Genomic DNA, 12,863 nt, shown 5'->3' with positions numbered 1-12,863 from the left:
ATTTTATAATTGTCTCTAGTTTACGGAAGTTTGTGCTCACCTTTCCAGAGATCTTTTTGAATTTCTCGCTCGCGCACTACAATGGCAGTATCGCCATCAGCCATAATTTCGGCTGGGCGACAGCGACTGTTGTAGTTTGAAGCCATTACAAAGCCGTAGGCACCAGCGCTGCGAACCGCTAATAAGTCGGTGGGTTTTATGGATAAAATTCTGTCTTTTCCAATAAAATCACCGGTTTCACATACCGGGCCCACCACATCATAAGTACTTGGCTCAGCATCACTATTTTCATTAACTGGAATAATGTTTTGCCATGCTGAATAAAGCGCCGGGCGAAGTAAGTCGTTCATTGCAGCATCAACAATCGCAAAGTTTTTTTCTTCGCCTTGTTTAATAAACTCGACTTCTGTCACCAAAATCCCCGCGTTTGCCGCAATAGCACGGCCAGGCTCAAGAATAAGTTTTAACGACTCTCGACCTACCATTTTTTCAGCCATCGCTTCAGCATATTCTTTAGGGTGCGGAGGCAGTTCATTATTGTAAGTAACGCCTAAGCCGCCGCCTACATCTAGGTGCTCTATAATGATATTGCGTTCGGCTAACTCATCAATTAATACCAACAAACGCTCTAATGCATCTACAAATGGGCCAATTTCCGTTAGCTGTGAGCCAATATGGCAATCCATTCCTACGACATTCAAGTGTGGAAGTGATGCTGCTAACTCATAGGTAGCGAGGGCATTTTCGCGCGCAATACCAAATTTATTGGCCTTTAGCCCTGTAGAAATATACGGATGGGTTTTTGCATCTACATCAGGATTTATGCGCAAAGAAATAGGCGCTTTTACACCTAACTCGCCGGCTACTTCATTGATACGGTGTAGCTCTGGCTCAGACTCTACGTTAAAACACATGATGCCTTGTTGAAGCGCATAGCGAATTTCATCGTGTTTTTTACCCACGCCTGAAAATACCACTTTGCTGGCATTGCCGCCGGCTTCAATCACTCTTGCTAGTTCACCTGCAGACACAATGTCAAAACCTGACCCTAGCTTTGCTAATACGCTAAGTACGCCAATGTTTGAATTTGCCTTTACCGCGTAGCAGATAAGGTGAGGATGCTCGCCTATGGCGTCATTGAATGCATGCCAATGGCGCTCTAGGGTGGCCCGAGAATAAATATAAACGGGGGTTCCGTGTTGAGCGGCAATATCGGCAACAGCAACGTCTTCAGCGAAAAGCTGACCTTGCTTGTAGGCAAAGTAATCCACTAGTTAGAGTCTCCAAATTTGGTGATAGGTGCAATCATGGGCGTATTCGTGAGGGGAGTTTTAGGCGCTGAGCCAGACACAAAATGAGATACTGTGTTTTGGCCGTTGGACGCTTGCTCACTCTTATTATAAGAAGCATCAAAAGAAGCGTCAGAAGAAACGTCTGAAGACGGAGGCGTGTTTTGCGACGGAGCGTCGGGTATATACAACGCCCCTTTATAGCCACAACCGCCTAATGCAGTAAGGGTAAGCAGTAAAACAGCCAACTTATTAAGCACAGAAAAATCCCGCAGAGAATACGACAAATGCCGCTATCATCGCATTGCGGTGCTAAATTGCAAGAGACAATAGACGTTCTCTTGTTTTATCTCCATAGTGGACGTTTTTCCAAAGGGTTTCACACAGCGATTTTGTATCTGTGTAGTTGCCTTGTTTGATCCAATCAATAAGCAAATTCGCATTATCTGGGAAGGTGATTGGCTCAATATCTTCAGATGTCAGCCATTCTTCTAGTATATCGGTGTCTAGCTGAAACAAAGGCTGGCACAAGTTAAGGCTATCAAGCATATACACATTCGATAACTGTTCAAACTGCCCGTGCAATGGTTTAATAAGTAACTTTTTGCCTAGCTGTAGCGCTTCACTTGAAAGTTCAAACCCACCGTTTGCCACTACCCCATTACAGTTTTGTAAAGCTTTGTGAAAGTGCACCTTAGAGGTGGGTTTCCATTGAATATGCCCCTGAGTGTCGGCCTGTTCTATATCGGGGTGAAAACAAATGAATGTTTGGTCAGCCAGCGGCTCAAGCATATCCCGTATATCGCTTATATTTTCAAAAGGGAGATAAACCAGTATATGGCTGTTTTTTGCATGCGCGATAGGCTTATCAACTACAAAGGGAGGAATAATAGGCTGATTAAAGTGATACCAGTGAACCCCAATTTTTTGCTGGGTTGGTGCAAAAATTTTCATTAAAGCGGTATCAAATAGCGAGTTACCCCGCTTGGGCACATCATACGCAAAGGCCGCTTGATGACTGATAGACATAGAGGGTAATCCTTGGCGCTTTGCAGCCCAAGCCGTAACCGGCTCAAAGTCGTTAATAAGTAAGTCGTACTCACCAGTATCAAACTGCTTTACGTCACGAATAAACTGCCTGGCATTCGCTTGGCGTACCGTGTCCCACTTTTTTACTTTTCCGTCTTGGTAAATAAAGCTTAACCCACAATACGTTTTATACTGACCGAACACTTCCATATCAAAATATTTGTCTGGCGCTCGGCCAGTAAAAACAAAGTCCACATCAATGTCACTACGCTCTGCAAATGCAGTAGCCATAATCCTTGCTCGAGCAATATGCCCATTGCCTGTGCCCTGCACGCCGTAAAGTATTTTCATATCACACCAAAACCGGAGTGCTGAAAAGCGCAATAGCAATACCAAGTAAAGCCCCTGCAACAACATCAGAAGGGTAATGTACGCCAAGTAATACGCGGGATAATCCAATGAGTGAGGCCCACCCGTAAACGACAACCGAAAAAGACGGGTAAAAATGAGCCACTATGCAGGCCATTAACCACGCCGCCGCTGTGTGCCCAGACGGCAGTGAAAACTTATCAGAGGGCGTGATGTGGGCTTTAAAATTAGTTAGGAAGTCGCAAGGGCGGGGGCGCTTAAAGGTTTTCTTTAATAATAAATAAATGGGCAGCTCTAGTGCGTATGCCATCAGTGCAGTGTAGAGAAATATTTCGCCGTGCTCAGGCTCAAATGCCCAAAGCAACATTCCCACGACAAGATATAAGTAACCATCTCCGGTTTTTGATAACCAAATAATGGAACGACAGTCTCTTTTTTGCGTCATTTTGTAAAGGCGGTAAAATAAGTCAGTATCGTACTTGGTCAAGGATTTCATGATTTAACCTTGTCCTCTGTTGGTTACTTGTTGCTCACGTTAATTAGGTTCTGTGACTAATAGGTGACAGAATGAAGAAACATTTTTTACATCAGGTCAGAACGCGTAGAAATTATGCGCCACCTAGGAAATCTCAATACCAACTGCGCACCGCTAGAGGTTCGGGTTTTGCAGTGCTAATGGTGGTAAAAAAATTTGAATTTAAGTTTCAACAGATTTCTATAGATTTATATTCTTAGTAGCAAGAACGTAGCAAGAACTGTGCTCAATGTTGTTATATTCTCCGATAATCGCTACACGTTACGATTTTAAACCAAGTGATCAAAACAAGCGTTTTCAACGTGTAAATTAGTGCTATGCTAGTGAAATACACTGCGTTGTGACATTTCACACAAATTAACTAATGTAAGGCAGGGCCATGGAATACAACACTTCAGAATTATGCGACTTGTTTGCTGATAGCGTGGATGTCGTAGACCCAATTTTTGCGAGCTTTGGTGGGCGTTATTCATTTGGTGGTGAAATCACAACAATTAAGTGCTTTGAAGACCGGGGCCTTATCGATCGCGTTTTAGCCCAGCCAGGCGCTGGCAAAGTGCTGCTAATTGATGGTGGAGGTTCGGTTCGCCGTGCCTTGTTTGACGCTACATCGGCACAAATCGCGATAGATAACGATTGGGAAGGCGTGGTGTGCTACGGCAGTGTTAGGGAAATAGACAGCCTTGCTGAATTGGATATTGGCGTATTGGCAGTGGCTGCTATTCCAGTGAATGCCGACGCTGAAAGCGTGGGCGATGTAGATATTCCAGTTAATTTTGGTGGTGTGACTTTTCTACCAGAAGATCACCTTTACGCTGATAGCACTGGGGTTATCTTGTCACCAGAGCCGCTAGATGTAGATTAAAGTGTAAGCTTAAAGTGAATTCAAAAGCGAACTAAAAAAGTGAATTGAGTACAGAACAAAAAAACGGAGGCCTAGGCCTCCGTTTTCATTTTGTACTCGTTCAGCTTATTCGATAAGGACATCACGCTCTCGCGTTACTGGTTATGTGTTTGCGTCTTCAAATACAGCGTTTAAGTACATGGCAATGCGTATTCCCGCCATTTGCAGGCGACGTTTAGCCGTTGGCAGGTGATTGTATAAGTAGTCGTAACTCATTTTATTGGCATCAGTAGGATAGATGGTGTCGCGAATACTAACGCTCTCTTCAATCCATACGTTGGGATCGGTTGTTGCCCAGTTGCGAATATCCTCTGCGGTAATTTGCTCAGTTAACCATGATGTCCACTCGGTGTAAGACAGCGCGCGCTGATCTAACATTTGTGAGTCCCACACGCGGTGCAGGTTAGAGTCTTGCCAGAAAAAGCGGACCTTTACATCGTTGCCACCGCGATCGGTGCCGTTGCCAGCATGAAGCGGCTGATGCAGGTCGCCAATAATGTGTACGATAAAACGAAGAGCCAGTCGTTTTTCATCATCACTGGCCGTTTCGCTTTTCAAGGTTTTAGTAAATTCGCTAAGTGCACTAAATGCGTCGCCTTGTTCTGGTGCACCTACTTCAACATAGCGTTTACCTTCAGGCACAGTCACGTAGTGCCAAGGGTTAGCGGTTTTTTGCCAAAACTCACTGGGGTTTGAGCGCATTTCATCGGCGTGGGTTGAGGCTTCGGCAAGGGAGCCATGGGGTAATAAATCCATGAGTGCCGCTTGCGATAGCGGACTTAAATACTGCTCGGCAATAGCGCCCGTTACTCGATGACCCGTCTGGCCCCAGCCAAAAGCGGGTGAAGCAATGCACATTGTTATCAGTGTGCTTAATGCCACTGCGCAAGTCCTATTTGCAAATGCAAACATAGTTATTCCTCTGAATGTTTTGACGATTGATAGCCCCAACGAGCAACCAATGATTGTTCTATACCTAAGTGGTCTAAAATTCGAGCCACGACAAAGTCTACCAGATCATCAATCGTTTTAGGATTGTGATAGAAGCCGGGGGCTGCTGGCATAATTGTGGCACCCATTTGTGACAGTTTTAACATATTTTCTAGGTGAATGGAGGAAAGCGGCATTTCACGGGGGACTAAAATGAGTTGACCGCGCTCTTTGAGTACTACATCGGCTGCCCGTTCAATAAGATTATCACTCGCCCCAATGGAGATAGCTGATAACGTGCCGGTAGAGCAAGGGCACACCACCATTTTAGCCGGCGCCGCCGAGCCTGACGCAACCGGAGAGAACCACTCTTCTTTCCCGAATACCTTAATTTGGCCAGGTTTACCGCCGCAGTGCTCGGTAAAAAATGCCGCTGCATCTTCAGGGCGTGAAGGAATTTTTACATTTTCTTCGGTAGCGAATACCACTTTAGCCGCAGATGAGATAAGCACGTAAACTTGATAGTCGGCGCTAACGAGTGATTGCAGCAATGTCAGTGCATAAGGTGCGCCAGACGCGCCGGTAATAGCAAGAGTGACTTGCTTGTCATGTTTCATGTGTTGGCCTTGTTATATTTTTTTACTAAGCGCATCTAATAAACGCCCGTGAATACCGTCGAAACCACCATTGCTCATAATGAGAATATGATCGCCTGGCAGTGCTACGTTAGCTAGGAGTTGAACGATCGGTTCTACCTCATTAAAACACTGTGAGGAAACGGGGCTTTGGGCCGCAGCTTCACTTAACGACCATCCCATTTCTTTGGGTTCGTATAAGTATATCTCGTCGGCTTGCCGCCACGAATTTGCTAGCGTGTCTTTGTGAATGCCCATTTTCATCGTGTTAGAGCGGGGTTCTAATACGGCATGAATTCGCGCCTTGCCTACTTTATTGCGAAGCCCTTCAAGGGTGGTTGCTATGGCGGTAGGGTGGTGAGCAAAGTCATCATATACCGTGATGTTATTCACCACGCCCTTGACCTCCATTCTACGTTTAACATTTTTAAAATGGGCGAGGGCTGCAATTGCATCAGGTAGTGTTACGCCAGCATGGTGAGCAGCGGCAATTGCCATAAGGCCATTGTCCACATTGTGCTGACCGAGAAGCGACCATGTTACGGTACCTTTGGTGTCACCATTATGGATAACATCAAATTGACTGCCGTCTTTGTTCAGTAATTGACTAGACCATTCTTTACCTAAACACTGACGAGACGACCAACAACCTTGTGCTAAGGTTTCTTCAATAGCAGGGACGTCACTCGGTGAAAGAATTAAGCCATTTTCTGGCACCATTCTAATTAAGTGATGAAATTGGGTTTGTATGGCGGCCAAGTTAGGAAAGATATCTGCGTGATCAAACTCTAAATTATTAATGACTAGTGTTTTTGGGCGGTAGTGTACAAATTTAGAACGTTTGTCGAAAAACGCGCTGTCGTATTCATCGGCTTCAATGACAAAGAATGGCCCGTCGCCAATGCGTGCTGAAACGCCAAAGTTCTCAGGAACGCCACCAATAAGGTAGCCAGGGTTTAGCCCCGTATAATCTAATATCCACGCCACCATACTGCTGGTGGTTGTTTTACCGTGAGTGCCCGATAAGCCAATAACCCATCTATCTTTTAGCAGATTATCTAACAGCCACTGCGGCCCGCTGGTATAAGCTAGGTTGCGGCTAAGCACATACTCTACGGCCGGATTGCCGCGAGACAAGGCGTTGCCAATAATAACGATATCAGGCGTTGGCGAAAACTGGCTTTCGTCAAACCCTTCGGTGAGTTCTATTCCCAAAGCTTCTAACTGGGTGCTCATGGGGGGATAAACATTGCTATCAGACCCTGTCACTTTGTGTCCAAGTGACTTAGCGATGGCTGCAATGCCGCCCATAAAACTTCCGCAGATACCCAAAATATGTACGTGCATAGCGCATTCTCGTTCTTGTCTTTTATGGGGTGTACTGTATCAGAACCTTAAAAGATTTGGATAATCTAACGTGAGAAAAACTTAGCTTTAGCGCTTTGATTAGCCACCGCTATCTCACGTTTACAGTCAACGTTGGCCTTATTTACTGAACGCTCAGGTTGATAACGCTAAAACTGGTATGGTGTGTGAATGTCACTCTGATGGTATATAACCCTGTATGTCTGTTCTATTTCTAGGCGAACATGGTTACAATTGGTTTGCGGCACATTGCTAACGCGCCGTCTGTCGACACACTTGCAAAGGACTAACTGGCAAAGCAACGAGCGATAAGCCAGTGCGAAAATTGTGCGACTTGTGACACCACACCCTACACTCGAAAAAAAGGCTTTGAATAAATGAAACGTTTAAACTCTCAATTGCAACAAGACGGTGCACCGCTTGAGCTAATATTGCTCATTCGTACGCTGTTAGCTGGTTGCAAAGAAATTTCTTTCCGTGTTAGTCAGGGCGCCCTTGCTGGCGTACTGGGTTCAACGCTCTCTGAAAACGTGCAGGGCGAGACGCAAAAAAAGCTCGATGTCATTTCTAACCATATCTTAAAAGATACGCTGAGAGAGTCGGGGTATGTTAAAGCGATTTCATCAGAAGAAGAAGACGATGTTGTACCCTGTAACCCTGAGGGCAACTACTTAGTAAGTTTCGATCCGCTAGACGGCTCTTCAAATACTGAAATTAACAGTTTGATAGGTACCATTTTTTCAATCACTCATGCACCTCAGTGGATGGAGCCTGATGATCCTTCGGCGTTTCTACAGCCAGGCACACAGATGGTGGCAGCAGGTTACGTACTTTATGGTCCGTCAACGATGCTTGCACTTACCACGGGCCGCGGAACGCACATATATACGCTAGATAAAACCCACGGTGGCTTTCTGTTAACGCACCCCAATATTGAAGTACCTGCGCAAACCTCTGAATTTTCCATTAATGCCTCTAACCAGCGTCATTGGGAGCCTTCAATGCAGGCTTATATTGCCGACTTACTTGCTGGAAAAGAGGGGCCACGCGAGAAAAACTATAATATGCGCTGGGTAGCTGCCATGGTTGGCGATATTCATCGTCTATTATGTCGTGGCGGTATTTTTATGTACCCGTTTGATAATCGCGACCCGTCGAAGCCTGGAAAACTGCGTTTGTTATATGAAGCAAACCCAATGGCGTTTTTGATGGAACAAGCGGGTGGTAAAGCAGAAACAGGTGAAGGCCGCATACTTGAAGTGATGCCGGAAGAGATTCATCAACGCGTACCTTGCATTATCGGCTCGAGTGAAGAAGTCGATATGTGCTTGAGTTACGCCAAAAAAGCCTAACTAATCACAAAATAGTCATTATGAGGCGGCAAAATTCAATAGTTTGATGCGACATCAGTCTTAAATCATTTTTATTTTGCCGCTGTCACCGTATACTTACGGGCAAAATTTCTAACCTATTATTGTAAGGACAATCGAATGAGCTTGAATGCTGTTCCTGCGGGCAAGAATTTGCCTGATGAAGTGAATGTAATTATCGAAATCCCAGCACACGCTGACCCAGTTAAATATGAAGTAGATAAAGATACTGGTGCGTTGTATGTAGACCGCTTTATGGCGACATGCATGCATTACCCAACTAACTACGGTTACGTTAACAACACCTTGTCTGAAGACGGTGACCCGGTTGATGTATTAGTAATGACGCCTTTCCCACTACTTGCGGGTTCAGTGATTAAGTGTCGTCCTGTTGGCGTATTGAACATGACTGATGAGTCGGGCAAAGACGCTAAAGTTCTTGCTGTACCGGTAGACAAGCTATCTACTATTTACCGCGATGTTAAAGAATTGGCCGACGTACCTGCGTTGCTTCTTAAGCAAATTGAGCACTTCTTTGAGCACTACAAAGATTTAGAGCCTGGTAAATGGGTGAAAATTGAAGGTTGGGACGATGCTGCAGCTGCTAAAGCTGAGATTGTCTCAAGTGTTGAGCGTTTCAAAGCAGAATAATTCACCTTAGGTGAATGTAATGCTACAACGGGCTGGTTACGACCAGCCCGTTTTTGTTTATAAGAGAGGATTATGGCTACTGCAAAAGTAACATCATTATTTGCGTTAGTATCCTGCTTGATGTTTTTCGCTGTTTCAGCGCAAGCTCAAGAGGCACCGGTAGAAGTGTATTGGGAAGACTTAGTTCCTCCTGGCTTCAACGAACTAGCACCACCAGCGGTGCAGCATAACGGTGAGATGAGCCAAATACAGCCCGACGCGCCTGTGGTAGATACCTATGATGGTAAACGGGTTAAAATTCCGGGCTTTGTGGTTCCTCTTGAAGGCACAGCCGAACTCACCACTGAGTTTTTATTAGTGCCGTTTTTTGGCGCTTGTATCCACGTTCCGCCACCACCCTCTAATCAAATTGTGTATGTTAAGTTTGAAGAAGGCATTGCTATCGACAATATTTACGATGCAATTTGGGTGACAGGTGAGCTGTCTACAGAGGGTTGGAAGGGCGATATTGCTTCGGTGGGCTACCGTTTGAAAGGTGAGGCCGTCGAAGGGTTTTAACCCTTCAATATTGCCCAGCTTTTGCTATTGCCCAGTTTTTGTAATAGAACAAAGCCGCGCTTAATAGCCTCGCATAAGGATCCACACCTAGAAGCAGGGCCTTACTTAGCCATTACCCTTGGGTGTAAATTTGTTCTGCACGGTTAAACAAAAGCCATGAGGTAAGAATATATTTGTCATTACTCTTAGGTATTTGCCCGCGGTGAGTGTGGGTAAAATATGCTGGCGCAATCACCATTCTTCCGGCCTTTGGTTTTACTGAACGGTCTTGATAATAGAACTCAGTTTCGCCGCCCTCATCCACGTCATTGAGATAATACATAAACAGCAATACTCGGTGTAGTGCATCGTTATGTTGAAGCTGTGGATACACTTCTGAGTGCCAGTAGGGGTAACCTCCGTTGCCCGCAGTATAACGCTGAGCATTCACATCGCCCACCCGAAATAAGTAGTTCACTAAGTTCGCTAAGTTTGGCTTGCCTACTTCTTCAAAATTTTCCCCAGTAAGCTTTACGGGTTCGCCGGTTTTCGGGTGTTTTACAGTAAGCCCAATTGGTCCTACGAGTGCGTAATAGTATTTCTCAATATACGCCACCAACTGTTGACCCGTGTGCTGCATTACCTGCTTGAATAAATCTTGGAACTCATCGTTACGGCTAATCGACACATCAGTGCTGCGCTTCTTATCTAAATCAACGCCGCCACCAGTGCGACCTTGACTCAAGTTAGGACTGTTTTCAAATCGGTCCATAAGCTGAGTACACAACTCTGGTGGCAATACATCATCAATTACTTCTATTAAATCGCTCATGGTAAATCCTTAACCCTGTGCCTTACTTATCTGAAATGTCTTTGAAGTGAGAATGAAGGGCGGACTTTACTTCATCAGGAATAGGTGCTGAGCGCTGAGTTTTATAATCAAAATGCACCATTGTAGTCACACCCGTTGAGCATAACTTGTCGTCTTGCCACAGCTCTTGAAATACATCGAATGCACTGTTGCCCAATCGGCTTATAAAGGTTTTTACGGTTACTGGTTTGCCATAGAAAATCTGCGCCAAAAAATTAACTTTGTAGCTGGCCAAAATCAGCGGCCAATTTTGTAAATCTAACTCGGGGGTAAACATACGAAAAATGGGCTCGCGAGCGGCTTCAAACCATGCCACTAAAGCTGTATTACTCACATGCTGCAGCGCATCAGTTTCACAAAAACGCACATCGAAAGATGTGACTAACGGAGTTTCGTTGGTCATAGAGTACAGAGCTTATATTTTGTTTTTCACAACTCTAGCATTAAGTAGTGTGGTTTTCAGTAATGCTAGTTCTCCCTATTAACAATCTGGCTGATAAAAATGGAGTAAGAAAGTGACAGTTAGTGTGACCAATGGATTGTTTTACATTACAATTCACGCCAAATTTCTTTTACGTAATAACTATGACTGCAATTGGGATTGATTACGGCACATCAAATTCTGAAGTGGTGTATTTTGATGGTGCCACCCATCAGCACATCAAGCTTGACCCTCTAGATAAGAAGGGCAATAAAATTCGTTCGTCGGTATTTATTTACTTTGAAGACGAGTTGCCACCGCCGCCCGATGCCATGGTTGAAGCGAAAGTGGCGCAGTTGCAGCGTGTTATCAACGAGCAAATAGATAAAGCCAAAGACGGCTATTATTCAGCGAAAGATCCCAAAGAGCAGGCTACGTATAATCAGCGGATTAATTCGCTGCGTGGCGATCTTCACAATAAGCCTGCTCTGCAACGTAAAGCTATCGCGCAGCTGATGCACGCCATGTCCCTGGATGAAATTCCTCTATTAAGGTTGGTAGAGCACGGTAAGTTTGCTTTTGGTGAAGCTGGTTTTCGCCGATTTTTGAAAATGCCTGAAAAAGGGCGCTTAATTTACTCGCCTAAAAACTTTTTGGGTGCGTCGTTAGATAGCGATCAAAAGAAAGCGTTTGTCGGCATAATCGCGAAGCAGCTTGGTTACTTTAAGCAATGTGCTCAAGAGCAGCTAAGTAGCAACATCGATTCGGCGGTGATTGGTCGTCCGGTTAAGTTTCACGGCACGCGTGGTGAAGAAGGGAATATTCAAGCCATAGAAATAATGACCGAAGCGGCCAAACAAGCTGGCTTTTCAACGGTAAACTTCTTGGACGAGCCTATTGCTGCGGCCTATAAGATTGAACAAACCTTGCCGCGGGATACCACCACACTTATTGTGGATATTGGTGGCGGTACTACCGATATTTGTTGTATAAACCTCTCGCCAGAGCGCACTAATCAGTTAGATAGAAAGCAAGATGTGCTGTCGGTAACAGGGCGACGCTTAGGGGGCATGGATTGCGATAAAAGCCTGGTGCTTAAAACGATCGCTCCTGAAATGGGTATGGGGCTGAAAATGATGAACGGCCTGCCCGTACCGCCAACTTACTTCTCTGATATGTGCGCGGTAGATAACATTCCTGCCTTAATGCGCTTCTTTTCTGATGACTATGGATTGGATATTTCTCAAACTATGTCACTTATTAAAGAGCCTGCCCAATTAGAGCGACTGTTAATCGTTCAGGAAAATAAACTGTCGGCACGTATTGTTAACTCTGCCCGAATGGCCAAAGAGCTATTGTCGAGTAAGCCTCGTATCACGCTACCACTTCACTATGTTGAAGATGAGTTTGGAGTGGATATTAGCCAAGATTCACTCCAAAAAGCGTTAAAGCCGTGGCTTGATAAGGTTAAGACCTTAGTGACCGAGTGTTTAGACAGCACCGACATAAAGCCAGAGGTGGTAATGATTACTGGGGGAATGAGTTTGTCGCCCATCGTGGTAGATGCACTGTATGAAAACTTACTGACAGGGCTTCCACGCCTAGAAAACGACGCATTTAACTCAGTGTGTGAGGGACTCGCTATTCAGGCGTCTAAGTTTTAGTCACGCCTGAATAGGAACGCGTCACTCATATTCATCGAGCGCTAATGACTGATGAAACGTCTTAGTGCTTGAGAATATTGTTGGCTTTTAAGTAGGTAGCGATAGCCTCAGGTGATTCGAAGGCATTAAGCAACATTTGCTGGGCATGCTGCTTTATACTGTTGTCTTCTGACGAAGAGAGTAGGTCATACCACGTTTTTACTAGGGCCAATGGCGGTGTTTGATTCATTCTTTGCTCCGGTAATATAAACTGCATATTAACAACCATCATCGTAACTCATGATGCGTTAAAT

At 45.0% G+C, this 12,863-nt stretch carries 15 protein-coding genes; 5 read left to right on the top strand and 10 right to left on the bottom strand.

Annotated features, from left to right (window positions below):
* Positions 1–20: 20 nt before the first annotated feature.
* The 4 genes from lysA to O9X84_RS04970 are packed head-to-tail and all read right to left on the bottom strand — an operon-like array spanning position 21 to position 3,183.
* Entirely contained in the window at positions 21–1,271 is a 1,251-nt protein-coding gene (gene lysA / locus O9X84_RS04985; RefSeq protein ID WP_269518515.1) for a diaminopimelate decarboxylase, read from the bottom strand.
* Positions 1,271–1,549: an LPS translocon maturation chaperone LptM gene (gene lptM / locus O9X84_RS04980; RefSeq protein ID WP_269518514.1), complete on the bottom strand. Its 279-nt coding sequence runs from the start codon at positions 1,547–1,549 to the stop codon at positions 1,271–1,273. Before lptM ends, lysA begins: the two co-directional genes overlap by 1 nt.
* A 52-nt stretch (positions 1,550–1,601) precedes the next feature.
* Positions 1,602–2,669 carry an MJ1255/VC2487 family glycosyltransferase gene (locus O9X84_RS04975; RefSeq protein ID WP_269518511.1) on the bottom strand — a complete coding sequence of 356 codons (1,068 nt, stop codon included), beginning with the start codon at positions 2,667–2,669 and terminating at the stop codon, positions 1,602–1,604.
* Between the two features lies 1 nt (position 2,670).
* Complete coding sequence (locus tag O9X84_RS04970) at positions 2,671–3,183, bottom strand: phosphatase PAP2 family protein (protein WP_269518510.1); 513 nt, start codon at positions 3,181–3,183, stop codon at positions 2,671–2,673.
* 418 nt (positions 3,184–3,601) lie between these two features.
* On the opposite strand from O9X84_RS04970, the gene rraA reads away from it, so the two are divergent.
* Entirely contained in the window at positions 3,602–4,087 is a 486-nt protein-coding gene (gene rraA / locus O9X84_RS04965) for a ribonuclease E activity regulator RraA (RefSeq protein ID WP_269518509.1), read from the top strand.
* A 141-nt stretch (positions 4,088–4,228) separates the two neighbouring features.
* On the opposite strand, the gene O9X84_RS04960 is transcribed toward rraA, so the two are convergent.
* The 3 genes from O9X84_RS04960 to mpl are packed head-to-tail and all read right to left on the bottom strand — an operon-like array spanning position 4,229 to position 7,038.
* Positions 4,229–5,038: a S1/P1 nuclease gene (locus tag O9X84_RS04960; RefSeq protein ID WP_269518508.1), complete on the bottom strand. Its 810-nt coding sequence runs from the start codon at positions 5,036–5,038 to the stop codon at positions 4,229–4,231.
* A gap of 2 nt (positions 5,039–5,040) precedes the next feature.
* Positions 5,041–5,673, bottom strand: coding sequence for a flavin prenyltransferase UbiX (locus O9X84_RS04955; protein WP_032097062.1), 633 nt, complete (start codon positions 5,671–5,673; stop codon positions 5,041–5,043).
* 12 nt (positions 5,674–5,685) lie between these two features.
* Positions 5,686–7,038, bottom strand: a complete 1,353-nt coding sequence (gene mpl, locus O9X84_RS04950) for a UDP-N-acetylmuramate:L-alanyl-gamma-D-glutamyl-meso-diaminopimelate ligase (RefSeq protein ID WP_269518507.1) — start codon at positions 7,036–7,038, stop codon at positions 5,686–5,688.
* Positions 7,039–7,433: 395 nt separating this feature from the next.
* Between mpl and O9X84_RS04945 the strand changes: the two genes are divergently transcribed.
* From O9X84_RS04945 to O9X84_RS04935, 3 genes are all read left to right on the top strand, one after another.
* A complete protein-coding gene (locus O9X84_RS04945; protein ID WP_269518506.1) occupies positions 7,434–8,408 on the top strand; it encodes a class 1 fructose-bisphosphatase in 975 nt (324 codons plus the stop codon).
* A gap of 138 nt (positions 8,409–8,546) precedes the next feature.
* Positions 8,547–9,077 (top strand): inorganic diphosphatase, encoded by a 531-nt coding sequence (ppa, locus tag O9X84_RS04940; protein WP_032097065.1) that lies wholly within the window; start codon positions 8,547–8,549, stop codon positions 9,075–9,077.
* A gap of 72 nt (positions 9,078–9,149) precedes the next feature.
* On the top strand, positions 9,150–9,635 hold the full coding sequence (locus tag O9X84_RS04935; protein ID WP_269518505.1) for a DUF3299 domain-containing protein: 486 nt from the start codon (positions 9,150–9,152) through the stop codon (positions 9,633–9,635).
* Between the two features lie 112 nt (positions 9,636–9,747).
* Here O9X84_RS04935 and O9X84_RS04930 read toward each other — a convergent pair whose 3' ends face one another.
* Both O9X84_RS04930 and O9X84_RS04925 read right to left on the bottom strand, forming a co-directional pair.
* Complete coding sequence (locus tag O9X84_RS04930) at positions 9,748–10,446, bottom strand: 2OG-Fe(II) oxygenase family protein (protein ID WP_032097067.1); 699 nt, start codon at positions 10,444–10,446, stop codon at positions 9,748–9,750.
* 22 nt (positions 10,447–10,468) lie between these two features.
* Positions 10,469–10,888 carry an acyl-CoA thioesterase gene (locus tag O9X84_RS04925; RefSeq protein WP_269518503.1) on the bottom strand — a complete coding sequence of 140 codons (420 nt, stop codon included), beginning with the start codon at positions 10,886–10,888 and terminating at the stop codon, positions 10,469–10,471.
* 182 nt (positions 10,889–11,070) lie between these two features.
* Here O9X84_RS04925 and O9X84_RS04920 point away from each other — a divergent pair, with 182 nt between their 5' ends.
* A complete protein-coding gene (locus O9X84_RS04920) occupies positions 11,071–12,570 on the top strand; it encodes an Hsp70 family protein (protein WP_269518502.1) in 1,500 nt (499 codons plus the stop codon).
* Between the two features lie 61 nt (positions 12,571–12,631).
* On the opposite strand, the gene O9X84_RS04915 is transcribed toward O9X84_RS04920, so the two are convergent.
* Entirely contained in the window at positions 12,632–12,826 is a 195-nt protein-coding gene (locus tag O9X84_RS04915) for a hypothetical protein (RefSeq protein ID WP_269518501.1), read from the bottom strand.
* Positions 12,827–12,863: the final 37 nt, after the last annotated feature.

The organism is Alteromonas sp. BMJM2, assembly GCF_027257845.1.
Lineage (GTDB): Bacteria > Pseudomonadota > Gammaproteobacteria > Enterobacterales > Alteromonadaceae > Alteromonas.
The sequence above is the reverse complement of the archived record's forward strand: the minus strand, read 5'-3'. Positions and strand labels throughout refer to the sequence as shown.